The 23275-nt window shown below is 60.0% G+C and carries 22 protein-coding genes and 1 pseudogene; 11 read left to right on the top strand and 12 right to left on the bottom strand.

All coding sequences use genetic code 11. The features are described 5' to 3' along the window. The first annotated feature begins 246 nt into the window (after nucleotides 1-246). The 3 genes from AB4Z13_RS25240 to pcaF are packed head-to-tail and all read left to right on the top strand — an operon-like array spanning nucleotide 247 to nucleotide 2853. Nucleotides 247-954 carry a 3-oxoacid CoA-transferase subunit A gene (locus tag AB4Z13_RS25240; protein ID WP_113323693.1) on the top strand — a complete coding sequence of 236 codons (708 nt, stop codon included), beginning with the start codon at nucleotides 247-249 and terminating at the stop codon, nucleotides 952-954. Then, entirely contained in the window at nucleotides 951-1640 is a 690-nt protein-coding gene (locus AB4Z13_RS25235; RefSeq protein ID WP_113323694.1) for a CoA transferase subunit B, read from the top strand. Before AB4Z13_RS25240 ends, AB4Z13_RS25235 begins: the two co-directional genes overlap by 4 nt. Nucleotides 1641-1650: 10 nt before the next feature. Further along, entirely contained in the window at nucleotides 1651-2853 is a 1203-nt protein-coding gene (gene pcaF, locus AB4Z13_RS25230; protein ID WP_113323695.1) for a 3-oxoadipyl-CoA thiolase, read from the top strand. 7 nt (nucleotides 2854-2860) lie between these two features. Here the strand turns inward: pcaF and AB4Z13_RS25225 are convergent, their stop codons facing one another. After that, nucleotides 2861-3748 carry an amino acid ABC transporter substrate-binding protein gene (locus AB4Z13_RS25225; RefSeq protein ID WP_439017670.1) on the bottom strand — a complete coding sequence of 296 codons (888 nt, stop codon included), beginning with the start codon at nucleotides 3746-3748 and terminating at the stop codon, nucleotides 2861-2863. Nucleotides 3749-3955: 207 nt separating this feature from the next. On the opposite strand from AB4Z13_RS25225, the gene AB4Z13_RS25220 reads away from it, so the two are divergent. The 3 genes from AB4Z13_RS25220 to AB4Z13_RS25210 all read left to right on the top strand — a co-directional run bounded on the left by AB4Z13_RS25220 (nucleotide 3956) and on the right by AB4Z13_RS25210 (nucleotide 8018). Beyond that, the gene (locus tag AB4Z13_RS25220; protein ID WP_113323697.1) at nucleotides 3956-4750 is read left to right on the top strand and encodes an SDR family oxidoreductase; all 795 of its coding nucleotides are present in this window, start codon (nucleotides 3956-3958) and stop codon (nucleotides 4748-4750) included. Nucleotides 4751-4833: 83 nt separating this feature from the next. Further along, nucleotides 4834-6990, top strand: coding sequence for a glycogen debranching protein GlgX (gene glgX / locus AB4Z13_RS25215; protein WP_442207089.1), 2157 nt, complete (start codon nucleotides 4834-4836; stop codon nucleotides 6988-6990). A 17-nt stretch (nucleotides 6991-7007) separates the two neighbouring features. Continuing rightward, nucleotides 7008-8018 (top strand): DNA topoisomerase IB, encoded by a 1011-nt coding sequence (locus AB4Z13_RS25210; RefSeq protein ID WP_442207088.1) that lies wholly within the window; start codon nucleotides 7008-7010, stop codon nucleotides 8016-8018. 165 nt (nucleotides 8019-8183) lie between these two features. On the opposite strand, the gene AB4Z13_RS25205 is transcribed toward AB4Z13_RS25210, so the two are convergent. From AB4Z13_RS25205 to AB4Z13_RS25175, 7 genes and pseudogenes are all read right to left on the bottom strand, one after another. Then, nucleotides 8184-8918, bottom strand: a complete 735-nt coding sequence (locus tag AB4Z13_RS25205; protein WP_442207087.1) for a glutathione S-transferase — start codon at nucleotides 8916-8918, stop codon at nucleotides 8184-8186. A 17-nt stretch (nucleotides 8919-8935) separates the two neighbouring features. Continuing rightward, the gene (locus AB4Z13_RS25200; protein ID WP_113323701.1) at nucleotides 8936-9226 is read right to left on the bottom strand and encodes a DUF3175 domain-containing protein; all 291 of its coding nucleotides are present in this window, start codon (nucleotides 9224-9226) and stop codon (nucleotides 8936-8938) included. Between the two features lie 70 nt (nucleotides 9227-9296). Further along, nucleotides 9297-9610: pseudogene (locus AB4Z13_RS25195) on the bottom strand (plasmid stabilization protein). A gap of 27 nt (nucleotides 9611-9637) precedes the next feature. Beyond that, the gene (locus AB4Z13_RS25190) at nucleotides 9638-11557 is read right to left on the bottom strand and encodes an ATP-binding protein (RefSeq protein WP_442207086.1); all 1920 of its coding nucleotides are present in this window, start codon (nucleotides 11555-11557) and stop codon (nucleotides 9638-9640) included. 159 nt (nucleotides 11558-11716) lie between these two features. Then, nucleotides 11717-11896 carry a hypothetical protein gene (locus AB4Z13_RS25185; protein WP_439017676.1) on the bottom strand — a complete coding sequence of 60 codons (180 nt, stop codon included), beginning with the start codon at nucleotides 11894-11896 and terminating at the stop codon, nucleotides 11717-11719. Between the two features lie 321 nt (nucleotides 11897-12217). Next, on the bottom strand, nucleotides 12218-12553 hold the full coding sequence (locus AB4Z13_RS25180) for a DUF2934 domain-containing protein (RefSeq protein WP_113323704.1): 336 nt from the start codon (nucleotides 12551-12553) through the stop codon (nucleotides 12218-12220). A 142-nt stretch (nucleotides 12554-12695) separates the two neighbouring features. Next, complete coding sequence (locus AB4Z13_RS25175) at nucleotides 12696-13337, bottom strand: UdgX family uracil-DNA binding protein (RefSeq protein ID WP_442207085.1); 642 nt, start codon at nucleotides 13335-13337, stop codon at nucleotides 12696-12698. A gap of 117 nt (nucleotides 13338-13454) precedes the next feature. Here AB4Z13_RS25175 and treZ point away from each other — a divergent pair, with 117 nt between their 5' ends. The 3 genes from treZ to AB4Z13_RS25160 all read left to right on the top strand — a co-directional run bounded on the left by treZ (nucleotide 13455) and on the right by AB4Z13_RS25160 (nucleotide 17743). Next, the gene (treZ, locus tag AB4Z13_RS25170; RefSeq protein ID WP_442207084.1) at nucleotides 13455-15284 is read left to right on the top strand and encodes a malto-oligosyltrehalose trehalohydrolase; all 1830 of its coding nucleotides are present in this window, start codon (nucleotides 13455-13457) and stop codon (nucleotides 15282-15284) included. A gap of 76 nt (nucleotides 15285-15360) precedes the next feature. Beyond that, nucleotides 15361-16824, top strand: coding sequence for a phospholipase D-like domain-containing protein (locus AB4Z13_RS25165; protein ID WP_442207166.1), 1464 nt, complete (start codon nucleotides 15361-15363; stop codon nucleotides 16822-16824). Nucleotides 16825-16918: 94 nt separating this feature from the next. Beyond that, nucleotides 16919-17743 carry an endonuclease/exonuclease/phosphatase family protein gene (locus AB4Z13_RS25160; protein ID WP_442207083.1) on the top strand — a complete coding sequence of 275 codons (825 nt, stop codon included), beginning with the start codon at nucleotides 16919-16921 and terminating at the stop codon, nucleotides 17741-17743. A 14-nt stretch (nucleotides 17744-17757) separates the two neighbouring features. On the opposite strand, the gene tehA is transcribed toward AB4Z13_RS25160, so the two are convergent. Together tehA and AB4Z13_RS25150 are read right to left on the bottom strand one after the other, a co-directional pair. After that, the gene (gene tehA, locus AB4Z13_RS25155) at nucleotides 17758-18714 is read right to left on the bottom strand and encodes a dicarboxylate transporter/tellurite-resistance protein TehA (RefSeq protein ID WP_442207082.1); all 957 of its coding nucleotides are present in this window, start codon (nucleotides 18712-18714) and stop codon (nucleotides 17758-17760) included. A gap of 70 nt (nucleotides 18715-18784) precedes the next feature. Next, complete coding sequence (locus AB4Z13_RS25150; RefSeq protein ID WP_113323707.1) at nucleotides 18785-19123, bottom strand: carboxymuconolactone decarboxylase family protein; 339 nt, start codon at nucleotides 19121-19123, stop codon at nucleotides 18785-18787. Nucleotides 19124-19243: 120 nt separating this feature from the next. Here AB4Z13_RS25150 and AB4Z13_RS25145 point away from each other — a divergent pair, with 120 nt between their 5' ends. Next, nucleotides 19244-20176 (top strand): AraC family transcriptional regulator, encoded by a 933-nt coding sequence (locus AB4Z13_RS25145; protein ID WP_442207081.1) that lies wholly within the window; start codon nucleotides 19244-19246, stop codon nucleotides 20174-20176. Between the two features lie 12 nt (nucleotides 20177-20188). Here the strand turns inward: AB4Z13_RS25145 and AB4Z13_RS25140 are convergent, their stop codons facing one another. Then, a complete protein-coding gene (locus AB4Z13_RS25140; protein WP_442207080.1) occupies nucleotides 20189-21094 on the bottom strand; it encodes a LysR family transcriptional regulator in 906 nt (301 codons plus the stop codon). 110 nt (nucleotides 21095-21204) lie between these two features. On the opposite strand from AB4Z13_RS25140, the gene AB4Z13_RS25135 reads away from it, so the two are divergent. Further along, nucleotides 21205-22035 (top strand): SDR family oxidoreductase, encoded by an 831-nt coding sequence (locus AB4Z13_RS25135; RefSeq protein WP_442207079.1) that lies wholly within the window; start codon nucleotides 21205-21207, stop codon nucleotides 22033-22035. Nucleotides 22036-22041: 6 nt separating this feature from the next. Here the strand turns inward: AB4Z13_RS25135 and AB4Z13_RS25130 are convergent, their stop codons facing one another. Beyond that, the gene (locus AB4Z13_RS25130) at nucleotides 22042-23031 is read right to left on the bottom strand and encodes an aldo/keto reductase (RefSeq protein WP_442207078.1); all 990 of its coding nucleotides are present in this window, start codon (nucleotides 23029-23031) and stop codon (nucleotides 22042-22044) included. Nucleotides 23032-23275 lie beyond the last annotated feature (244 nt).

Genomic DNA, 23275 nt, shown 5'->3' with positions numbered 1-23275 from the left:
GCCTCGGCCGACCTACCAACAATCTGACGTCATTATGAACCGGATGGCCGCCTATCCATGGAGGCGGAGCGGCTTTTGCACGAGCCCTGGTAGGTCGCGTGACAGTTCCGCACGCGAATTTATTCTGTGCGATATGCGAACAAATATCAAATAACGCACAAAATTCTTGCCGTCGGGATGGCTCTCGCTTTATGCCTGTTGTCAGGGAGGCACGAGGAGGCCTCATCCGGCAAGGAGAGATCCCGCATGGACAAGACAATCGGGAGCGCGGCTGACGCCGTCTCCAAAATCGGCGATGGTGCCACCGTCATGATTGGTGGCTTTGGAGGTTCGGGTGCGCCGATCGAGCTCATTCACGCCCTGATCGATAAGGGCCCGAAGAACCTCACGGTCATCAACAACAATGCCGGCAATGGCCGCATCGGTATCGCCGCCATGATCGATGCCGGCATGGTCAGGAAGATGATTTGCTCCTTCCCGCGCTCGTCCGACCCGCGTGCCTTCACCGACAAGTATCTTGCAGGCGAAATCGAGCTGGAGCTCGTGCCGCAGGGAACGCTCGCCGAGCGGATCCGCGCCGGCGGAGCCGGCATTCCTGCTTTCTATACACCGACCGGCTATGGGACCGAGCTTGCAGAAGGCAAGGTCATCGCCGAGTTCGACGGCCGCCACTATGTGCAGGAACGTTGGCTGAAGGCCGATTTTGCGATCGTCAAGGCGCATGTCGGCGATACCCATGGCAACCTCACCTACAACAAGGCCGGCCGCAACTTTAACCCGCTGATGTGCATGGCGGCTGCCAAGACGATCGCGCAGGTCTCGAGCATCGTGCCGGCCGGCGGCATCGATCCTGAGCATGTCGTCACACCCGGCATCTTCGTCGACCGCCTCGTCGAGATCGCCAATCCGCAACAGGAAGAAGAGCTTATTCGAGCCGGGGTGGCCTACGTATGACCGTCGACATTAGAGAAGACATCAAGCTCTCCAACGCCCAGATCGCCTGGCGGGCGGCGCAGGACATCGCCGACGGCGCCTATGTGAACCTCGGCATCGGCTTTCCGGAAATGGTTGCCCGCTATCAGCCGCCGGGCCGGCAGGCGATCTTCCATACGGAAAACGGCATCCTCAACTTCGGCGAGGCGCCACCGTCAGGCGAAGAGGATTGGGACCTTATCAATGCCGGCAAGAAGGCAGTGACGCTGAAGCCGGGTGCAGCCTTCTTCCATCACGCCGACAGCTTTGCCATGGTACGCGGCGGCCATCTCGACGTCGCGATCCTCGGCGCCTATCAGGTCGCTCAAAACGGCGATCTCGCCAATTGGCGCGTCGGCGCCAAGGGTGTGCCGGCCGTCGGCGGCGCCATGGATCTGGTCCATGGTGCCAAGCAGGTCTGCGTCATCACCGAGCATGTTACCAAGAATGGTGAGCCGAAGCTGGTCGACAAGTGCACCTTCCCGCTGACGGGGGTGGCTTGCATCACCCGCATCTATACGAGCCATGCCGTCATCGACATCAAGGACGGGCGTTTCGTGCTGCGCGAGAAACTTGCCGCGATGTCGGTCGAGGAACTGCAGGCCATGACCGGTGCGCCGCTCCATATCGAGGGGCCGGTTGCCGATCTCATCGTTCCCGAACTCTGAGGACAAGTCCATGACCGAAGCCTTTATCTGCGATTATATCCGCACGCCCATTGGCCGTTATGGCGGCTCGCTCTCCTCCGTGCGCGCCGATGATCTCGGCGCCATTCCGCTGAAGGCGCTGATGGCGAAGAACGCTTCCGTCGACTGGGAAGCGGTCGATGACGTCGTCTTCGGCTGCGCCAATCAAGCGGGCGAGGACAATCGTAATGTCGCCCGCATGTCGCTGCTTCTCGCCGGCCTTCCGGTCTCTGTGCCGGGCACAACGATCAACCGGCTCTGCGGCTCGGGCATGGATGCCCTTATCACCGCGGCGCGCGCCATCCGATCAGGCGAAGCCGAAATGATGATTGCCGGCGGCGTGGAAAGCATGTCGCGAGCCCCCTTCGTGATGCCGAAGGCCGATACCGCTTTTTCGCGCTCTGCCGAAATCCACGACACGACGATCGGCTGGCGCTTCATCAATCCTCTGATGAAGAAGCAGTATGGCGTCGATTCCATGCCGGAAACCGGCGAGAACGTTGCCGAGGATTACAAAGTGAGCCGCGAGGATCAGGACGCCTTTGCCGTACGCTCACAGGCCAAGGCTGCGGCCTCTCAGGCAAGCGGCAGGCTGGCCAAGGAAATCACCTCGGTGACCATCCCGCAGCGCAAGGGCGATCCGATCATCGTCGAGAAGGACGAACATCCGCGCGCAACCAGCATGGAAGCGCTCGCGAAGCTGCCAACGCCCTTCCGTCAGGGCGGTACGGTAACGGCCGGCAATGCCTCCGGCGTCAATGACGGAGCGGCTGCCCTCATCATCGCTTCGGAAGCTGCGGCCAGGAAATATGGCCTGACGCCGATTGCCCGTATTCTCGGAGGTGCGGCCGGGGCTGTCCCGCCGCGCGTCATGGGCATCGGCCCCGTCCCGGCTTCGCGAAAGCTGATGACGCGGCTTGGCATGAGGCAGGAACAGTTTGATGTGATCGAGCTCAACGAAGCCTTTGCCAGCCAGGGGCTTGCCGTTCTACGCGAGCTCGGCATTGCCGATGACGATCAGCGCGTAAACCGCAATGGCGGTGCGATTGCGCTCGGCCATCCGCTCGGCATGTCGGGTGCCCGCATCACCGGCACCGCGGCACTGGAGCTTGGTGAAACCGGCGGTCGTTATTCGCTGTCGACCATGTGCATCGGGGTCGGCCAAGGCATTGCCGTGGCGCTCGAACGGGTCTGAGAGCGGCCTATTCGGGGATCGACTGCATCATGATTTCGCTGCGCAGGGCCGGTGCCTCGGCGCCGAAATAGGTCTTGAGCAACTTTGGGAAATCGTTCGAGGTGTAGAGGCCCGTCAACGTGCGGTCGACGAGAAGCCGGAAGTCGGAATCGTCGCGCCGCATCGCGATGCCATAGGGCTCATGGGTGAAAAGGCGGCTGCCGAGCTCGAGTTTGGAAGGGTTGCCCGCCCGGTCGGCAAGGCCGATGAGAAGCGACCGGTCGGCAAAATAGGCATCGATCTTGTGCTCCTCAAGCGCCTTCAAACCGTCCTCATGCGTCGGGAAATCGACGATGCGGGTCTGCGGCACGTCGGGACCAATGGCGTCGCGCAGCGTTGCACCGGTCGTCGTGCCGGCGCGCACGCCGATCGAGCTCTGAGCGGGCGACTTCAGGTCGACAGCGCTGACGGGGCGCTTGTCGAGAAAGAGAATCTGCAGGTAATCGGGTGAATCCTTGCGCAGGAGCGCACTGGCACCCGTCAGGAAGATAGGCTGGGAGAAGTCGACGTTTTCGCGTCGTGCAAGATTGATCGTGGTCGCACCGCAGAGCAGATCGATCTTGCCGTCCTTCACTGCGCCGAAACCATCAGACAGCGTCGTCTCGATATAGTTCTTCTTGAGGCCGGAAACGTTAAGGCCGATCTCATCGGCGATGCGGCGGCAGAGATCGATCGCATAGCCGGCAGGGCTGCCGTCCGCCTTCTTGAAGGAGAAGGGCTTCTCGTCGGCGATATAGCCGAGACGGATGATCTTGCTCTGCCTGATCGTGTCGAGTGTCTGGGCATCTGCAGGCCCGTATGCAGAAGGACCGAGGGCAAGGCCCAGAAAAAGCAGCCATCTCACGCGCTTGAGCATGTCTTCCCCTCAAAGAGCCGCAACCCTCACCGCGGACCGAAGGCTGAGACTATGGCCTGCCGGTCATTTGTCAACGGAAGCACCCGTTGCCGCAGGCTTGCCCATCTCGCTCTTTCGTGCATTGCCCTTCCACGATCTCGCCTGCTAAGACTGGCACATATCGTTTCATCACCTATGTCCTTGGTTTTTCGGGAGGCTATCGTCGCCATGGCAGATCTTGCTCAATTGCTTGCATCCATCAGAATTCCAGACCTCGCCGGCAAGGCCGTGCTGATCACCGGCGCCTCGACAGGCATCGGCGCTGCCGTCGCCCGCGCTCTGGCCGCCCAGGGCGTCAAGGTCGGCGTGCACTACAATGCCAGCCGTGAACCGGCCGAAAAGCTTGCCGAGGAGATCAGGGCAGCTGGGGGTACGGTGCACCTGGTGCATGGCGACGTCTCGCGGGAAGGTGAGACGGAGCGTGTCGTCGAAGAGACGGCCAAGACCTTCGGCCATCTCGACGGCCTGATCAACAATGCCGGCGGCATGCTCGGCCGCAAGCCGACTTCGGAATATACCGATGAGCATTATGAGAAGGTCATGAACCTCAATGCCCGCTCGGTGCTGGCGGCAACGCGCGCTGCCCATCCCTGGCTGAAGAAGCAGGGCGGTTTCATCATCAACACGACCTCGATTGCGGCGCGCAATGGCGGCGGCAATGGTGCAATTCTCTATGCGGCTTCGAAGGGTTTCGTCTCGACGATCACCCACGGCCACGCCAAGGAATTTGTCGCCGACAAGATCCGTGTCAATGCGGTCGCGCCGGGCGTCATCGCGACGCCCTTCCACGAGCGCTATACGAATGACGAGCAGATGGAACTGCAACGCAAGTCAATCCCGATGGGCTTCGTTGGCACGTCGGAAGATTGCGTCGGCGCTTATCTCTTCCTCGCCTCGCCGACCTTGTCAGGTTACATCACCGGCCAGATCATCGAGGTCAATGGCGGCCAGCTGATGCCCTGATCTGGGCCAAAACGACGCAAACTGAGGGAACTTTCGCACTGCAATGACGTTTCCCGCTTGGCCATTCAGCAAACGGGGGCGTCATGAGCTTTTCCTTTTCCGAACTCGACTTCCTGAAACCGGAGCTGGGGGCGGAATATATCGGTTCAGGCACGCATTTTGCGGTTTTCTCCGCACACGCAGAACAGGTGGAGCTCTGCCTGTTCTCTCCCGATGGCAAGAAAGAGATTGCCCGGTTGCCGCTGCCGAAGCGCGAGGGTGATATCTGGTCGGGCTACATTGCCGGCGTCGGCCCTGGCACGGTCTATGGCTACCGCGCGCACGGTCCTTACGACCCGAAGAACGGCCATCGCTTCAATGCCAACAAGCTGCTGCTCGATCCCTATGCCAAGCAGGTGCTCGGTGATCTCAAATGGGACGACGCGCTCTATGGTTATACGATCGGCAAGGACGATCTTTCCTTCGACGAGCGCGATAGCGCGCCTTACATGGTCAAGGGTGTCGTTCAGGATCCGGATTTCGACTGGGCCGGTGAGGAAGCGATCCGGCGGCCATGGCCGGAAACAATCATCTACGAGGCGCATGTCCGGGGACTGACGATGCTGCATCCGAAAGTGCCGGACAGATTGCGTGGCACCTTTCTCGGCATGTGCAGCGATCCGATCATCGATCATCTCGTGAAGCTCGGCATTTCCGCGATCGAGCTGCTGCCGATCCAGTTCTTCCCGAACGACCGCTATCTCGAAGAGAAGAAGCTCACGAATTACTGGGGCTACCAGACGCTCGGTTTCTTCGCCCCGCAGGCACGCTATCTCTCGGGTGACAAGATCATTGAGATCAAGACCATGGTGAGGAAGTTCCATGCCGCCGGCATCGAAGTCATCATGGATGTCGTCTATAACCACACGGCCGAGGGCAGCGAGAAGGGGCCGACGATGTCTTTCCGCGGTCTCGACAACGCAAGCTACTACATCCTCTCGCCCGACGATCCGCGCCATACTTTCGATACGACAGGCACCGGCAATACGCTGAACGTTGCTCATCCGATGGTCATGCGCATGGTGCTGGACAGTCTGCGTTACTGGGTCGGCGCCATGCATATCGATGGTTTCCGCTTCGATCTTGCCAGCACGCTCGGCCGCCAGGATATGGAATTCGACCGGCAGGGCCTGTTCTTCGGCGCGATCCGCCAGGATCCGATCCTTGCCGGGGTCAAGCTGATCGCCGAACCCTGGGATGTCGGAGCCGGCGGCTATCAGGTCGGCGGCTTCCCGCATCCTTTCCGCGAGTGGAACGATAAGTTCCGAGACGATGTACGCCGCTTCTGGAAGGGAGACGGCGGAATGGTGTCGGAGATCTCGCAGCGCATCACCGGCTCGGCGGTGCAGTTCAATCACTCGGCTCGCGGGGCGACGTCATCAATTAATCTGCTGTCGGCGCATGACGGCTTCACGCTGATGGATACGGTTTCCTTCGACGACAAGCACAATGAGGCAAATGGTGAGGACAACAGGGACGGTCATTCAGACAATCATTCGGACAATATGGGTGTCGAGGGGGTGACCGATGACGAGGACATCAACAGGCTGCGAGTACGCCGGCGCCGTAACATGATGGCGACCTTGATGCTCTCCCAGGGCGTGCCGATGATCCTTGCCGGCGATGAGGTCGGCAACAGTCAGGGCGGCAACAACAATGCCTATTGTCAGGACAATGAGATTGGCTGGACGAAATGGGACGGCCTCGATGATCCGTTCCTTTCTTTCTGCCGCAAGGTCGTCGCGTTCCGCAAGGCGCATCCGGTGCTGAGGCAGGAGCGCTTTCTGACAGGCGACAGTACCGAGGACGGGCGGATCGAAATCGCCTGGCACAAGCCGGACGCCAGTTTCATGGATGACGGCGCCTGGAACGACGACGGACTTCAAGTGCTCGGCGTCTATCTCTCGACGAGTGCGCATTCCCCCGATACCGAGGAGATGGATGATCTCTATCTGGTCTTCAACGCCGGCGGTGATTGCGAGGTGCATTTGCCCGAGGTCAACGGGCTGAAGCACTGGGCGCGTGTACTCGATACCGGCGCTGAGGAGGATGCTTTCAAGCTCCATGAGCAGGAAGGTCCCGTCATGGTTTATGCCCAAAGCATTGCAGTCTTTGCGCCGAAGGGGCAGACCCGGCCGCCAAAGGATGCAAGCAAGGCCGAACGGCGCAGGTGGTTCCACTTCGGTCGGCGGAGCAGGTGACGGATCAGTAGCAAGCAATGAATGCCGACGTCATCACTGAGCTTGGTCTGATTTATGTCAGCGATACCGAACCGGGTATCCGCAGACGACGAAAAGGCAAGGGCTTCAGCTATACGCTGCCGGACGGGAAAACGCTGGCCGACGAGATCCAGCGGGCCCGTATCCATGCGCTCGGACTGCCGCCGGCCTATGAAAATGTGTGGATTTGCATTGACGAGAACGGTCATCTGCAGGCCACCGGCTTCGATGTCCGTGGCCGCAAACAATACCGCTATCACAAGGATTGGCAGGCCTTCCGCAGCACCGGCAAATTCCATCAACTCATCGAGTTCGGCAATGCACTGCCAAAGATCCGGCGAACGGTGCTGCGCCATCTCGATACCGGCGCAGAGGACATCAACGGTGTGCTTGCAGCGCTGACGATATTGCTCGACGAAGCGCATCTGCGCGTCGGCAACCAGGCCTATGTGAAGGAGAACGATACCTATGGTGCAACAACATTGCTGAAGCGCCATCTGAAGATCGTTGACGGTCGCATCGAATTGAAATTCCGCGCCAAGGGCGGCAAGCGCGTGCAGCGCAGTCTCAAGCATCCACGCCTGCAGAAGATGTTGGAAGAGATCGCCGATCTGCCGGGCAGGCAGCTCTTCGTCTGGAAAGACGAGACAGGTGCGCTGAAACCGATCGATTCCGGCCGGCTGAATGCCTATCTCGCTGACATCTCGGGCATTGCCATTTCCGCCAAGACCTTCCGCACATGGGCAGGTTCGCTTGCCGCTTTCGGCGCGGCGCGCAACGCCATATCGGAAGGACGACGGCCGACCGTCAAGGAGATGTCGGAAGCTGCGGCCGACGTCCTGCATAATACGCCGGCGATCTCGCGCTCCAGCTACATCCACCCGGCAATCATTGCGCTTTCAGCCAAGGATGAGACGCTGGAGGAGGGCTGTAGCGAACCCCTGCGTGGGCTTCGGGCGGATGAGAACCGCATGCTGGATTTCCTGACGCGTCACACCATTGCCAAGTGAATAAAAAGAACCCGCTGCGAAGCCGCAGATTACGCGTTCAACAGGCGAGTATGGCGACACGTTCTCGTGGCGGCCCTCCTCGACCTCTCGACATTTCAAATTCTGGATCGAAGGTAAAACCGATGGCAAAGACATCGATCCCGAAAAATTGAAAGCAATGCCTGATCAGGGCGCATCCATGTCGAGTTCCGGATAGTGGCGGAAAATGCCTTCCGTGCTGAAAGGCAGGCGGCGGTCGGATTTCAGATAGCGGGCGATGTTGGGGCGATGCTCGACGCTGTCATGGAGGGCGGCTAGCAGCGGATATTTGCTGCGGTAGCTGCCCATCGCCTTTGGAAAGGCATAAACGAGACCCTCGACGATCTGGAAGAGCGACAGGTCCACATAAGTCAGTGCATTGCCGGCTACATGTTTGGAGCCATGGGGATTCTGCCGCAGCACGCGCTCGAAATAGCCGAGGAATTTTGGGATGCGCTCCTTGATGAAATCGGCCGAGCGGGCCTTGGCTTCTTCCTTCTGGTCCTCGTAGTAGAGCGAGGTGGCAATCGGGTGATGTGTGTCATGCACCTCGGCGACGAAATCGGTGATCGTGAGCTGCAACCCGTTTACGACATAGCGCAGCCCTTCGTCATCAGGCGCCAGGCCGAGTTTGGGGCCGAGGTACAGCAGAATGTTGGCGACATGCGGAACGATGAGATCGCCTTCCTTGAGGAAGGGTGGGGCGAATGGAATATGCGCTTCGCTATTGCTCTGCATGATGCTCAGCATCGCGCCGGTGCCGCGCCCGCGACCGGACTGGCGGGTAATGTCGAGATAGTCGGCACCCGCTTCCTCAAGTGCCAGCCGCACAAATTCTCCACGGCCTTGGATGCCGTCCCAATAATAAAGCTCGTAAGTCATTTGCCCTCGTAATGTCTTTAACGCCTTGTTTCGCGGCCGAAATCCTTGCGAAGTTCGTCCTTCGTCTTTTCAAGTGTGCCCTTCTGCTTCTTCGTCAACTGGTCTCCGGCACGGTTGATGTAGAAATTCAGCATCGACATAGCCGACCGGAGGGGGCTCGATTTGCGCCGGTCGCTGTTTTCGGCCGAGTGTTTCAGGGAAGCGGCGATCTTCTTCGGATCGTTGGATGTGAAGACACCTTCCTTGAGGTCCATGGCGTCACTGTTTTCGGTGACACCCTGTGACCATTTCTGCTTGCTCTTCGCCATTGCGAGTGTCCTTTAGAGCAGCGGCATGCGGCGCGAGGCCACACCGTGTTGCTGGTGTCTGATGGTGCCGTCAGTGATGGGTGGGTGTTCGTTGCGCTTGCGCGTGGCGGCTGCCTTCTTGGCGGAAGCGGAACGTTCTTCCTTCGAGCGGGATGCGGAGGCGTGGCCGCCGATCCGTCCGCCCTTTTCGGAGGATTCGTTCGTATCCTTCTTGCCGCGCCCGGAGCCTGATTTGTTGCCGCCGCCGCTTTCCTTGTTGACGGTTGCCCATGCACGGCGTTCAGCCTCCCCTTGGGAGACGCCGCGGTCCTCATAGCCTTCCTCGATATGCTCGGCCTTTCTCTTCTGCTTATCGGTATAAGCGGATTTGTCACCTCTCGGCATGGCTGCCTCCTCTGGTTCGAAAGAGGCTCAACCGCTGGCGGGAACGTTGTCGCCAGTTGTGATCCGGTCCTCGCTTTGGAAGGAGCGGGGAAGATAGAGCTTCACCGTCGTACCTTCGTCGATCTCGCTGTAAATCTTCACGTGACCACCGGACTGCTTGACGAAACCGTAGACCATGGAAAGGCCGAGACCGGTGCCCTTGCCCTCCGGTTTGGTGGAGAAGAACGGTTCGAAAGCCTGCGCAATGATCTCCGGTGGCATGCCTGCGCCAGTGTCGGTCACAGCGAGCACCACATATTGGCCGGCTGCGACCTCCGGATGAGTGCGGCTATAGGAATCGTCGAGAAAGGCATTTCCCACTTCGATCGTCAGTTTGCCTGCTCCATCCATTGCATCGCGGGAGTTGATCGCAAGGTTCAGCAGTGCGTTCTCGATTTGGATCGGGTCGGCAAAACTGTTCCAGAGCCCGCCGGAGAGCATGGTCTCCACTTCGATTTCCTCACCGAGCGTGCGGCGCAGCATGTCATCCATGGCAGAGACGAGGCGGCCGATATTGATCACCTTCGGCTCCAGCGGCTGGCGGCGGCCGAAGGCGAGAAGCTGGCTGGCGAGCCGCGATCCGCGCTCGACGGCGGATAGCGCGTTGGAGATGCGCTCCTTGGCCCAGCCATTATTCGTCACATCCTTGCCGAGAAGCTGGAGATTGCCTGAAATGACCTGCAGCAGGTTGTTGAAATCGTGCGCGACGCCGCCGGTGAGCTTGCCGATCGATTCCATCTTCTGCGCCTGCTGCAGGGCTGCTTCCGCCTGCTGGCGTTCGAGGATTTCGGCGGCGACACGGACCTCAAGCGTTTCGTTCAGTTTGCGAAGCTGGGCCTCGGCCCCGCGGCGCTGGACGATCTCAAGTTCGGCAGCGCGGATGAGCCGGGCGTTGTCGATTGCGACGGCAGACTGGCCAGCCAGGCTGACGAGGCTTGCCTCTGCCGCATCCGAAAAGCGGGCGGGCTGGCTGTGACCGAAGAACAGCCCGCCAATGACGTTGCCGTCGCGTGACTTGACCGGCACGGCGAGATAGCTGCGCACAGGCAGGTTGCCGCTCGGCATACCGAAATGTGGCGCATTCTGCCCGTAGCGTGGATCAAGCAGGATATCGTCGGAGCGCACGACGCCCTCGCCGCTGAAAGTCGGTGCAAAAACCTTGGTGTTGCGCGGCATCGGAAACTTGTCGAAATGTTTCCGGTCGACACCCGACAGCGCGTAAAGCATGTAACTGCCGCCTTCACCATCATCGACATTGTAGAAGAAGGCGCCGAATTCGGCGCCCGTCAACGCTACCCCTGCATCAACCGCGATCTGTGTCAGGCGATCGACATTGAGTTCGGCGGTAATCGCCGAGCCGGCCCTATTAACGACGGCGAGTGTTGCGGATTTTTCCCGCGCCTCATCCAAAGCGATGCGCTCTCGGTGCTTGGCAAGCACCTGGTCCGTCACTTCCATCGTCGCGCAGAGAATGCCGGCGACCTTGCCGTCATCGTCCCGTAGCGGCGTATAGGAAAAGGTGAACCAGGTGTCTTCCGTCTGTCCCTCGCGCCGCATGGGAACGTGCAGCTCCTTGTAGAGCTGTGACTGACCGTTAAGCGTGGCTTCCACGATCGGCTCAAACTGCGGCCAGATATCCGACCACACCTGCTGAAATGGCTTTCCGAGGGCGGCAGGATGCCGTTCGGGAAAGATCGCGACATAGGCGTCGTTATAGATGAAGGCGAGTTCGGGACCCCAGGCGACGAATTTCGGCTGGCGTGAATTGACAACCATTTCCGCGATATGCCGGAGTGAACTCGGCCATGCCTCGACTGACCCGATCCCTGCAGCATCCAAACCATTCCGGCGCAACAAATTCCCGATTTCGCTATCGCCTTCCGGCCAGCGACCCCCAACCCGTGCCATCAAAAATCGCTTTCAATCTTACTATGGCATCACCCGAGCCGGGTCTGCCGGTCCACCGTCGACAAAATAGAGGCGTCGGGCAGGAGGAAAAGAGCGAGCTGCAAATATCGTTCACCGAGCAAAGCGTCCGATTACTCGCAAAAAAGCTGTTTATGTTTGTTATTCTTGGTCCAGCTTCTGCGAGGCGATGAAGGCGCGGCTCAGAGCAAAAGAACGAATCTGGATTGGCTTGCGCGGATCGCGAAAAAATACGCCGACTATATTATCAACCAGAAGGATGAGCCCCAGCGCGAAACCGACATAGAGCAAAGCGGCGATCAGAAGAAGCGACATCTCCATCCCTCACACCTGTGCTGGAAAACCTCGGCCGGAGGCCGCAGGAACTGGGATGGCAAGGGCATGGGCGAAATGGTTGTTCATGGCAACTTCCCCTGTTTGCCCATAAACCGCCGGAGGATACTCTTGTTCCCCGTTTCGAGGGGTGGACGCAGCCTTTTTAAAAAGCTGTCCAGACGGACGTTTCATTCGGCTTGTGGTCACCCCCGCATAGAAGCTGGCGCTTCATGAGTTTCTTAGCGCGCAACTAATTCAAACTTATGACAAAAAAAGCCAAGGGGCGCCGCGAAGGCGCCCTTTTCATTGCAATTTGAATATTTCTCTTCAGGAAACCGACTTGCGTACGGCTGTCCGCTTCGGGGCCGGTTTGACGATGCCGTTGGTCTTTGTGTTTGTTGCCGCCTTCTTGGCGGGTTTCTTGGCTTCGCCGCCATTGGTGACCTCGGCCGCTACTGCCGGTGCCGCCGTCTTGGCCGCCGCCGCCCGCTTCGCTCGAGGTTTCACTTCCTTGCCGTTTGGAGATTTTGAAGCCCCCTTGAGCGTGTCATGCTCGGCCCTTGCTTGTTCCCAATGGATGGAATCCCGTCCCGTCGGGTGTCCCTCTTCTTCCCAGAGGGCATATGCACGTTTCTTTATCCACTCTTCCCGAGTTTCTGCCATCGCTGATCTCCAGTCACAACATGCCGTCGTTCGAACGCGATACCGTTGAAAAGGTTCCAGACTATGGGGCCGGTTTCAAGTGGATTTGCCAAGTAAATCGGGAATATTTTTGCGTTGCAGTATTTATAGGCAATAACTCGTTCTAGTTGCCTTGATATTGGACAGCACGGTGCAGGTCCTCGATGAAATTGGCACGTTGGCGCGCGACATCCTCTTCCTCGCGAATCCGCAGGAGGAAGGAAGGGTGGATGGTCACGAGAACCGGCGGATGGTTCTCTGGTGTGAGGATATGACCGCGCTCGGGTGTCAGTTTCACCTTAGAGCCAAGAAGAGAATAAAGTGCTGTCGCACCGAGTGCGACGAGGAGATTCGGCCGCACGATGTTGACTTCGGCACCGAGCCACCAGGAGCAGCGCTGAATCTCCCCCGCATTGGGTTTCGAATGCAGGCGGCGCTTGCCGCGAGGCTCGAACTTGAAGTGCTTGACGGCGTTGGTGACGTAGCATCGCGAGCGATCGAGCCCGGCCTCCTCGAGACAGATGTCGAGCAGGCGTCCGGCCGGGCCTACGAAGGGACGTCCCGCAATATCCTCCTTGTCGCCGGGCTGTTCGCCGACGAGCATGAGCTTGGCCTTTTGCGATCCCTCGCCGAAGACGAGTTGGGTGGCGTTCTTGTAGAGTTCGCAGCGTCTGCAGCCTTCCGCCTGATGTCTGAGCTGATCGAGGCTGGCAGCGTCGGCGCTTTCAAGCGTGAAGGCGGGGCCGAGTTTCTCTGCGACGTTCATGGCGGCAATCCGTTGGCTTTCACCCTCAACCGATCGCGCTACGGATTGTTCCTGCCCGTTCGGAACAACCCGCAGCCTCAGGAATTTGATGCTGATGGAAATCACACGGGGTGAGGGATGAACCAGATTTCACAGACAGGCGCGATCACGGAAGGCACGGGACGTTGGGGCGCAGAGCTGCTCGCGGGTGGGGGCGCGCGTTTTCGTCTCTGGACGCAGGGTGAGAATGCGATCTCGCTGCGGCACCGCGACCAGGATATCCCGATGCAGGACGTCGGTGGCGGCTGGTTCGAAGCCACTGTTGCGGAAGCATCCGCCGGCGATCAGTACATGTTCGTCCTCCCTGATGGAAAAGCAGTGCCGGATCCGGCGTCGCGGGCGCAGGCCGGCAACGTGCATGGGCCGTCTCTGATCGTCGATCCAAGCTACCAATGGCAGAATCCGCGCTGGCGCGGCCGTCCCTGGCAAGAGGCCGTCATCAGCGAAATCCATATCGGTGCCTTTACGCCCGAGGGTACGTTCCGGGCTGCGGCGGAGAAGCTGAAGCATCTTGCGGAAACCGGCATCACGGCTGTCGAAGTGATGCCGGTTGCGCAATTTGCCGGCAATCGCGGCTGGGGTTACGATGGTGTGCTGCAGTATGCGCCGCATTCCGCTTATGGCACGCCGGCCGATTTCAAGGCCTTCATCGATACGGCGCATGGCCTCGGCATCATGGTGCTGCTCGACGTCGTCTACAATCATTTCGGACCCGAGGGTAATTATCTTCACAGCTATGCGCCCGGCTTCTTCCGCAAAGACCGGGAAACGCCCTGGGGAGCGGCGATCGATTTCGGGCAGGAGCCGGTGCGGCGCTTCTTCATCGAGAACGCGCTCTACTGGATCGGTGAATTCCGGCTGGATGGGCTCAGGCTCGATGCCGTGGAGCAGATCCATGATACCTCTGAAAAGCATGTGCTTTCGGCCATGGCCGAAGAGGTGAAAGCCGCCTTCGCCGACAGGCAGGTTCATCTCGTCGTCGAAGACCAGCGCAATCTCGTGGAACTGTTGGTCCGTGACGAGAACGGCGCTCCCAAAGCCTACGAGGCCGAATGGAACGATGATTTCCATCATGTGGCGCAGATCATCGCGACCGGCGAAACCATTGGCCACTACAAGCCTTTCGCCGATCAGCTCTGGCACAAGCTTCGCCTGGCGCTTCAGCATGGCTTCATCTATCCGGATCGAACCGATCCGCCGGAACTCCCTGTCGGCGATCGTCGCTACCTGCCGCCGACCGCCTTTGTCGATTTCCTGCAGAACCACGACCAGATCGGCAACCGCGCTTTCGGCGAGCGGCTGGTGAGCCTTTCCGATCCCGATATGCTGGATGCGTTGACAGCGATACTCCTGCTCTCACCGCACATTCCCTTTCTCTTCATGGGGGAGGAGTATGGGGAGAGGCAGCCCTTTTATTTCTTTACCGATTACACGGGTGAGCTCGCCAAAATAGTCCGCGAGGGTCGTATGGGGGAAGCCGAGGGTTTCGGCGGATTGAACGCCGGCAGGACCGCGGCCGATCTGCCCGATCCGAACGCCCTTTCGACCTTCGAGAATTCGAAACTCGGCTGGCAATGGCGGGAGAACGAAGAGGGCCGGAAAAGCCTGGCTTTCGTCACTGAGCTCCTGAAACTGCGCAAGACCTATATCGTGCCGCTGCTGCGGCAGAGCTGGGCTATCGAAAGCGGCGCGCTGGAGGCGCCCGAAGGGACGCTCGCCATCTGGTGGAAGTTTGCGAATTTGACCTTGGCGTTGCGCGCCAATTTGTCGGGGCAGGGGATGGTCTTGCCGTCGGTCGCCGGGACGGTAATCTACGAGCGCTACGGCAAGGAAGCAAAGCCTGCCGAGAATGGCGCGCTGCCGCCGCATTCCGTCGTCTTTGCCATCGATATTGAGCCGGCAAATTAAGCATCCGAAAATTTCGCGCTGGGAGCGGGTCGCGTACTGATTGAACGCAGACGATTCGCGGCTATATCCTGTGGCGATGTTCCAACTGCTGTCGACCTACTGGCCGCATATCCTCTTCGTCATCTCCATTGCCATGGGGGCAGCGGCGGCGATCCACGCCACCATGACCAAGGAAGAGGTCCGGGCCGCGACCGGCTGGGTGGGTGTGATCCTCCTCTCGCCGATCATCGGTGCGCTGCTTTACATGATTGCCGGCATCAACCGTATCCGCCGCAAGTCGCTGAGCCTTCGCCGCGACGCGTTGCTGCCTGCCGCCGATCTGGACGAGCTCGAAGAGTTTGACGCAGAGACCGATGCCGTCATCAGCCAGTTCGGCCGGCGTTTTGCTGCCCTGCAGACGCTCGGCGATCGCGTCACGCGCTATCCGTTGACGACGGGCAATACGATCGACATGCTGGAAAATGGCGACGAAGCCTATGCGGCGATGAAGACCGCAATCGAGGGCGCCGGGCGCAGTATCCTGCTGGAAACCTATATTTTCGACCGTGACAGGATCGGGCTGCGCATCGCCGATGCGCTGATTGCAGCCGTCAAGCGCGGCGTGGAAGTGCGCGTGCTGATCGATGCGGTTGGTGCGCGCTATTCGGTGCCGAGCATTCTCGGATACCTGAAGGACGGCGGCGTGACCGTCGATGTCTTCAATGGCAATGTCATCATGGGCCTGAGGTTGCCCTACGCAAACCTGCGCACACACCGCAAGATCCTGATCGCGGATGGAAAGATCGCACTGACGGGTGGCATGAATATCCGCGAAGGCTTCAGCGAGGAGGCGGTCGGCGGAAGTTTTGCCCATGACACGCATTTCAGCGTCAGCGGCCCGGCGGTTGCCGATCTCTTCGACGTCGCGGCCGAGGACTGGCGTTTCACGACAGGCGAAGTTCTGAACAGTGAAGTCTGGCGCGGCGACCGACTGGAGCGCAAGCGTGGCGATCCGGTCTTCTTGCGCGTCGTCGCTTCCGGACCGGACCGGAGCGTGGAAACGAACCACAAGATGCTGATAGGTGCCTTTTCCGTAGCGCGCCAGTCGATCCGGATCATGTCGCCTTACTTTCTGCCGGACCGGGAGCTGATCAGTGCGCTGACGACGGCGGCCCGGCGTGGCGTGGAGGTTGATATCGTTGTGCCTGCTGCCAACAATCTCGTTCTGGTCGACCGGGCGATGACGGCGCAGTTCGACCAGATCGTCAAGAACTACTGCCGCATTTGGCGTTCGACCGGCAGCTTCAGCCATTCCAAGCTTCTCTCTATCGACGGAACCTGGGCCTATGTCGGTTCCTCCAATCTCGATCCGCGCTCGCTGCGGCTGAATTTCGAAGTCGATCTCGAAGTGCTGAATGCCGGCTTTGCTGCCGAAATCGATGAGCGCATCGACGATGCCATCAAGTCCGCCACGCCGGTTACGCTTGAGGGGCTGTGGTCGCGGCCCTTCCTGGTGCGGCTCCTCGAAAAGGTGCTGTGGTTGGGTTCCCCATATCTTTGACAGAGTTTTTGTGATTGCGGCATGGCAAGTTTTGCTGCGCTGCCTATAATCCTGAAAAAGAGCTTTTCGAGCAATGGAGCCGGCGTTCCTTCCGATGCAAGTCAAGAAGAAAGACAGTCTGCCCGCCAGTATCATCGCTTCCATCAAGAACAGGAAGAAGCGCGTTGAGACCTGGCGTGCGGGGCCGAAACCGCGCAATGACGGCACACTTATCGCCTCCTACAATGTCCATAAATGCGTCGGCACTGACCGACGCTTCGATCCGGAACGCACGAGCCGTGTCATCCATGAGATAGATGCCGATGTGATCGCGCTGCAGGAAGCCGATACACGCTTTGGCGAACGGACCGGCATTCTCGATCTCGCCCGGCTGGAGCGCGAGACCGGGCTGGTGCCGGTTCCGATCCCGGGTGTGACGAAGGCGCACGGCTGGCACGGCAATGTCGTGCTTGTCCGCAAAGGTCTGGTGCATGATGTGCATCAGGTGAAGCTGCCGGGGCTGGAACCACGCGGCGCGCTGGTTGCGGAAATAGAGCTCGAAGCTGGCGGGACGCTGCGCATCATCGCCGCCCATTTCGGCCTGCTGCGGCATTCGCGGGCGCAACAGGCAAAGACGCTGGTTGATCTCATCAGCGACCGTCACGAAATGCCGACCATCCTGCTTGGCGATCTCAACGAATGGCGGCTCGGCGACCGCTCGTCCCTCAATACCTTCCAGATGGCATTCGGTCCGCTGCCGCCCGCCGTTCCGAGCTTTCCTGCCGGCTTGCCGGTCCTGGCGCTCGACCGCATCATTGCCAACCGGAAAGGTATCATCTCCGCCGTGGAGGTGCATGACACTCCACTTGCCCGCATGGCGTCCGACCACCTGCCGATCAAGGCGGTGGTCGATCTGCAGCAGGAAATGGCGAGGGTTTAGCGCTGTGCTGGCTCTCAGGCCCGGACGGGAGCGGGAAGAAGCTTGCCTCTCACCAGCAGCCAGAGCGTTCCGACTGCAATGATCGCAAGCGCGATGTTGACCAGCACGAAGATAACGGGCGCAAGCTCGCTGATCGCGCCGGTGTCGCCGCGTGCCGTCATGCGCAGTGCTGCTGTCGAAAGCGCTGTAAGGCCGAAGGTGAAGGCCCAATAGGAGCCGGCGAAGGGTTGTTGCATGATCCAGGGCAGCTGGCGGCCAATGATCAGGACCTGCAGGATGGCGTAGCCGAACATGGCATGCACGAGAATATCGGGCGTGCCGGTCGTCACACTCAGATAGGCGGCGCTGCCGACGGCGGGCGGGGCAGGCTGGATGCCCAGAGTCGGGCGCAGCGGTGCGGCTAGCTCCGGCGCCATCAGCAGCCGGTGCAACAAGACGGATTCGATCGCCAGCCAGGAAAAGAAACCGGCGCCGAAGGCGAGCTGGCCCCAGTCGGAATAACCAAGCGTGCCTGCAGCGATGGCGGTGACGAAAGAACCGGCAACAGTCGGCAGATAAAGAACCGGCGTGTTGGTCACCGGATCACGCCCACCACGCCAGAGCAGACCGGTTCGCCACAGCAGGAAAAACAGGGTGATGGCGAACCCCGCCAGAACCAGAACTTCAGTCGCGACGCGCGAATAAGGAAGGATCGCAAGTCCCGCCAGCATGGTCGCGACGCCGATAAGACCGACGAAGCAGCACTGGATGGGATGTTCAAGTTCCGCCGTCACCTCCTTCGGCGCGACAAACCATTTCGCGGCGTAGAGCAGGATGAGGACGAGCCAGATGGCAAAGCCAAGAAGGCTGATGGCTTCGCCCACGCTGGCCGGAACCGGCCAGATGGCTGCGGCGGCGCGCCAGCTGTTGCCGAGCCCGACAACGCCAAGAACAATGCCAAAGAATGCAGCGGGTATGCGGGGGAGCGACATGTTCGTTTCTCCGGATTGGTCCGGCAGGGTCATGCCCTGCCGGTGCGGCAAGCGGTTCACTTTGGATGTTTTACTTTGCAATGGCGTCGGCAGCGTCCATCACGCGGGCCGAATAGACAAGAGCCGCACCGGCATTAACAGAGATCGCGACACCGAGGGCCTCAGCAATTTCCTCCTTGGTGGCGCCGACTTTCTGGGCTTCGGTCGTATGTACGGCAATACAGCCATCGCAACGGACGGTGACGGCGACGGCAAGGGCGATCAGCTCGCGCTGCTTGGCGTCGAGATGGTTGGTCTTCTGTCCGGCGGTCGAAAGGGTTTGATAGCCTTTGATCGTCTCTGGCACGATCCTGGCGATTTCGCCGATCCGGCCCAGGAGTTCGCCGCGATATTCCTTCCAATCCAACATGAAAATCATTCCTTCTCATATCAGCGACGGCGTGATTGCCTCGACTGTTGGATGTGACTATGACCTTTAAAGATGATAGTTTGAATGCTCAAAAAAATCATTTTCTAGCGCGATCGTCTCATGGATGTTTTAAGCCGCCTTATCGAACTCGCCCGCCTGCAGCCGACGCTCGACATTCGCTGCCGGCTGCAGGGCGCGTTTCATATCGACCACGAACCCGTCGCAGCAGGGATGTTGCCGTTTCATCTGATCCTCGGCGGCGATTGTCTCATTCGCGTCGGCTCCGGTCGTGAGATCACCTTGCGCTCTGGCGATTTCCTGCTGCTGCCGCGCGGGGATGCGCATGCGATCGTTGGCTTGCGGCCACGCGGCGAGGCACAGCCTCTGCGCATTGCCGCGGGTGGCATGCTGCCTTTGCGCGAAAACGGCGAAGGTGAGGCAGATGTCGATCTGCTCTGTGGTCATTTCGATTGCGCGCCGGCATCGGCTGCCTTGCTGCTCGATAGCCTGCCTGATGTCTTTCACGTATCGCTCGCCGAGGAGTCGGAGGAACTGCTGAAGACGCTGGTCGCCATGCTCTATAGGGAGACAGCTGAAGAGAGGCCGGGAGCTTTGGCGATCATCACCGCGACCTGTCTCTCGCTTTTCATCATGGCGGTGAGGGCGGGCAAGGTCTCGCCCGTCGCGTCCACTGGGCTGCTGCAATTGCTTGGGGATGCCAGGCTTGGCAAATCCGTCGTGGCAATGATGTCCTCGCCGGCCTTTGGCTGGACGATCGATGATCTTGCCCGTCATTCGGCCATGTCGCGGGCTACCTATGCCCGGCAATTTCGCGAGCGCGCGGGAATGACGGTCGGCGCGTTCCTGACCGATATCAGGATGATGCTGGCGAGTGACCTACTGCTCAGGACGCGCCGAACGGTTGCAGATATCGCTGCAGAGGTCGGTTATGAATCGGAAGCCGCCTTCGGCAAGGCTTTCAAGGCAAGACGCAGCATAACGCCGGCGCGCTTCCGCGCTGCGGAGCAGACAAGACAGAGTGGGCAGGGGTGATGCGCGGGGAGGCTAAGCACCTTGTCGCTCGACTTCCGTCAGCACGGATATGAAAGCCCTGAGGCTTTGCGGCACATGCCTGTGACCGGGATAATAGAGGCAGAGTCCAGGGATCGACGGGCACCAATCGTCAAGCACAGAGATAATCTCACCGCTGGCAAGATAGGGCCGCGCGACCCTTTCCGGCACATAGGCGATGCCGAGCCCTTTGACCGCCGCTTCCGCCATCAGTTCTACGTGATCGAGCGTGAGCGCACCCGATACCTCGATAGTCATTTCCTGGCCGTGTTTCTCAAATTCCCAGCGGTAGAGTTTGCCGCTCGGCATACGCAGGCGGATGCAGCGGTGGCGCTTGAGGTCTTCAGGCGTCCTCGGTCGCTTGTGGTTTTTCAAGTAGGCTGATGAGGCAACCGCGAGGAAACGTGCCTCGCCGCCGAATTCGACCGCTATCATATCAAGCGGCACGGATTCCCGCAGGCGGATGCCGGCATCGAAGCCGTCGCCGACAATATCGACCAGTCGGTTTTCGGTGACGATATCGAGCGATATCCCCGGATAGCGTTCGAGAAACAGAGGAATGGTGGCATTCAACAGCACGCGGGCGGCAATTTCGCTAGCGTTGATGCGTAGCGTACCGCTCGGCTGCCCGCCGAATTCGCCGACCGCATCGAGCGCCAGATCGAGATCGCGCAAGACCGGTTTCAGCCTGTCGAGAAGCATTTCGCCGGCTTCGGTGGCCGCGACGCTGCGTGTCGTGCGATGCAGCAGGCGCACGCCCATGCGCGCCTCCATATTGCGCATCATGTGGCTCAGCGTCGAAGGCGACAGGCCGAGTTCACCGGCCGCCTTGCGAAAGCTGCTGTGGGTGACGATTGCCGAGAAGGCATTGAGGTCATCAAGTGTCGGTCGATAACTCATGGGTATTTTTCAACAGCTCATGCAGATTTGAACGGATTATCACATCAATAAACGTCTCTATCTTTGCTGTCATCAATCCGCGATCCAGCGGCGTCAGAAAGGTAGAGACGATGACAAAGACATGGTTCATCACAGGCACATCCTCCGGTTTCGGCCGGATCATGACCGAGAAGCTGCTGGCGCGCGGCGACCGCGTCGCCGCAACCTTGCGCAAGCGCGAAGCCCTGGCTGAGCTTGAAGCGCAGTATGGCGAGCGGCTCTGGGTCGCGACCCTCGATGTCACCGATGACCGGGCCGTTCATGCAGTCGTCGACGCCGCCTTCGAACAGATGGGACGCATCGATGTCGTTGTCAGCAATGCCGGCTATGGCCTGTTCGGCGCCTCCGAAGAGGTGAGCGATGCACAGATCCGCCATCAGATTGATACCAACCTGATCGGCTCCATCCAGGTGATCCGGGCGGCCTTGCCGCATCTGCGTCAGCAGGGCGGTGGTCGCATCCTGCAGGTCGCTTCGGAAGGCGGGCAGATCGCCTATCCGAATTTCAGTCTCTACCACGCGAGCAAATGGGGGATCGAAGGCTTCATCGAGGCTGTGGCGCAAGAGGTCGCCCCCTTCGGCATCGACATCATCATTGCTGAACCGGGGCCGGCGGGCACGGATTTTGGCGCCGGCCTCGTCAGGCCGCCGCAGATGGATATCTATGAGGACACGCCGGCCGGCCAGGTACGCAGGGCAATTGTTGACGGCTCGTTCAAGATCCTGGGCGACCCTGTGAAGATGACCGACGCGATGATCGCAGCGGCCGAAAAACAACCGGCGCCCAAAAGGCTCGCGCTCGGCAGCACGACCTATCAGTCGATCCGCAAGGCCCTGAACGAGCGGCTTGCCGAGCTGGAAGCGCAGAAGGACATCACGCTGTCGACCGACATCGACGCGTGAACACCCTCAGCGATCGATGGTCGACATGATCGTGTCGTTGTAGCGCTTGCCCGAGACCTTGCCGGGGGCAAGCGCTTCATCGAGCGCCTTCACCTGTTCGGCGTTGAGCGCAATTTCGGCAGCGGCGATATTGTCTTCCAGATAGGTGCGACGCTTGGTACCGGGGATCGGTACGAAGTCGCTGCCCTTGTGCAGGATCCAGGCGATCGCCACTTGGCCGGGTTTGACGCCGAGCGCGGATGCGACCGAACGCACCGCCTCGGCTGCGCGGACGTTCGCATCGTAGTTCTCGCCCTGATAGCGTGGGTCGCCGCGGCGGAAATCGCCTTCCGGATACTCTTCGGCGCGCTTGACCTCGCCGGTCAGGAAGCCGCGGCCGAGCGGGCTGAAGGGCACGAGGCCGATGCCAAGCTCCTTCAGTGCCGGGATCACGTCGGCTTCGAGATTGCGCTCCCACAGCGAATATTCGCTTTGCACGGCCGACACTGGATAGACGGCGTGGGCGCGGCGGATATTGGCGACACCGGCTTCGGAGAGGCCGAAGTAGCGAACCTTGCCCTCCTTGACGAGTTCGCCGACGGTACCGGCGACATCTTCCATCGGGACAGCCGGATCGACGCGGTGCTGGTAGATAAGATCAACATGGTCGGTGGCAAGACGCTTGAGCGAGCTTTCGACGGCGCTGCGAATGGTTTCCGGCCGGCTGTCACGCTCGGCGCCAACCTGCTTGCCGTCTTTCAGGCGGAAGCCGAATTTCGTGGCCAGCGTCACCTCGTCACGACGGCCCTTGAGAGCTCGACCGAGAAGTTCCTCATTCTTATAGGGGCCGTAAACCTCGGCCGTATCGAGGAAAGTGCAGCCGAGCTCGATGGCGCGGTGAAGGGTCGCGATGGATTCCGTCTCATCTGCCGGGCCGTAGGACTGGCTCATGCCCATGCATCCGAGGCCGATGGCCGATACTTCAAGTCCCTGGCTGCCGAGTTTGCGCTTCTGCATCGTGATGCTCCTGCTTCTCAAGTAAGGAGAGGTCTATATAGACCTCGGTGCAGGATTATGAATGCGCGAAAATCCCGATAAGCTGCGTGAGCGTTCAGCAGTCCCGGCGCCGCCGGTTGTCTTTGCCGTCCGATGCGAAGGTGACAAGGCGAATGGCATCCATCAGGATGGAGACGATTTGCTTCCACATGGCTTCTCTCCTTTTCCTGTTGTTCTCTTCCCCTTGCGCCCGGTCTTCAAACGA

The organism is Rhizobium sp. YAF28, assembly GCF_052113285.1.
Taxonomy (GTDB): domain Bacteria; phylum Pseudomonadota; class Alphaproteobacteria; order Rhizobiales; family Rhizobiaceae; genus Rhizobium.
The sequence above is the reverse complement of the archived record's forward strand: the minus strand, read 5'-3'. Positions and strand labels throughout refer to the sequence as shown.

Coding starts and splice junctions, on each gene's coding strand:
- AB4Z13_RS25140 (WP_442207080.1), bottom strand. CDS start 21,094: ATGAGTTATCGACCGACACTTGATGACCTCAATGCCTTCTCGGCAATC.
- tehA (WP_442207082.1), bottom strand. CDS start 18,714: ATGTCGCTCCCCCGCATACCCGCTGCATTCTTTGGCATTGTTCTTGGC.
- AB4Z13_RS25190 (WP_442207086.1), bottom strand. CDS start 11,557: ATGGCACGGGTTGGGGGTCGCTGGCCGGAAGGCGATAGCGAAATCGGG.
- treZ (WP_442207084.1), top strand. CDS start 13,455: ATGAACCAGATTTCACAGACAGGCGCGATCACGGAAGGCACGGGACGT.
- AB4Z13_RS25135 (WP_442207079.1), top strand. CDS start 21,205: ATGACAAAGACATGGTTCATCACAGGCACATCCTCCGGTTTCGGCCGG.
- AB4Z13_RS25165 (WP_442207166.1), top strand. CDS start 15,361: ATGTTCCAACTGCTGTCGACCTACTGGCCGCATATCCTCTTCGTCATC.
- AB4Z13_RS25205 (WP_442207087.1), bottom strand. CDS start 8,918: ATGACTTACGAGCTTTATTATTGGGACGGCATCCAAGGCCGTGGAGAA.
- AB4Z13_RS25145 (WP_442207081.1), top strand. CDS start 19,244: ATGGATGTTTTAAGCCGCCTTATCGAACTCGCCCGCCTGCAGCCGACG.
- pcaF (WP_113323695.1), top strand. CDS start 1,651: ATGACCGAAGCCTTTATCTGCGATTATATCCGCACGCCCATTGGCCGT.
- glgX (WP_442207089.1), top strand. CDS start 4,834: ATGAGCTTTTCCTTTTCCGAACTCGACTTCCTGAAACCGGAGCTGGGG.
- AB4Z13_RS25130 (WP_442207078.1), bottom strand. CDS start 23,031: ATGCAGAAGCGCAAACTCGGCAGCCAGGGACTTGAAGTATCGGCCATC.
- AB4Z13_RS25175 (WP_442207085.1), bottom strand. CDS start 13,337: ATGAACGTCGCAGAGAAACTCGGCCCCGCCTTCACGCTTGAAAGCGCC.
- AB4Z13_RS25210 (WP_442207088.1), top strand. CDS start 7,008: ATGAATGCCGACGTCATCACTGAGCTTGGTCTGATTTATGTCAGCGAT.
- AB4Z13_RS25180 (WP_113323704.1), bottom strand. CDS start 12,553: ATGGCAGAAACTCGGGAAGAGTGGATAAAGAAACGTGCATATGCCCTC.
- AB4Z13_RS25240 (WP_113323693.1), top strand. CDS start 247: ATGGACAAGACAATCGGGAGCGCGGCTGACGCCGTCTCCAAAATCGGC.
- AB4Z13_RS25235 (WP_113323694.1), top strand. CDS start 951: ATGACCGTCGACATTAGAGAAGACATCAAGCTCTCCAACGCCCAGATC.
- AB4Z13_RS25160 (WP_442207083.1), top strand. CDS start 16,919: ATGCAAGTCAAGAAGAAAGACAGTCTGCCCGCCAGTATCATCGCTTCC.
- AB4Z13_RS25200 (WP_113323701.1), bottom strand. CDS start 9,226: ATGGCGAAGAGCAAGCAGAAATGGTCACAGGGTGTCACCGAAAACAGT.
- AB4Z13_RS25225 (WP_439017670.1), bottom strand. CDS start 3,748: ATGCTCAAGCGCGTGAGATGGCTGCTTTTTCTGGGCCTTGCCCTCGGT.
- AB4Z13_RS25220 (WP_113323697.1), top strand. CDS start 3,956: ATGGCAGATCTTGCTCAATTGCTTGCATCCATCAGAATTCCAGACCTC.
- AB4Z13_RS25150 (WP_113323707.1), bottom strand. CDS start 19,123: ATGTTGGATTGGAAGGAATATCGCGGCGAACTCCTGGGCCGGATCGGC.
- AB4Z13_RS25185 (WP_439017676.1), bottom strand. CDS start 11,896: ATGGAGATGTCGCTTCTTCTGATCGCCGCTTTGCTCTATGTCGGTTTC.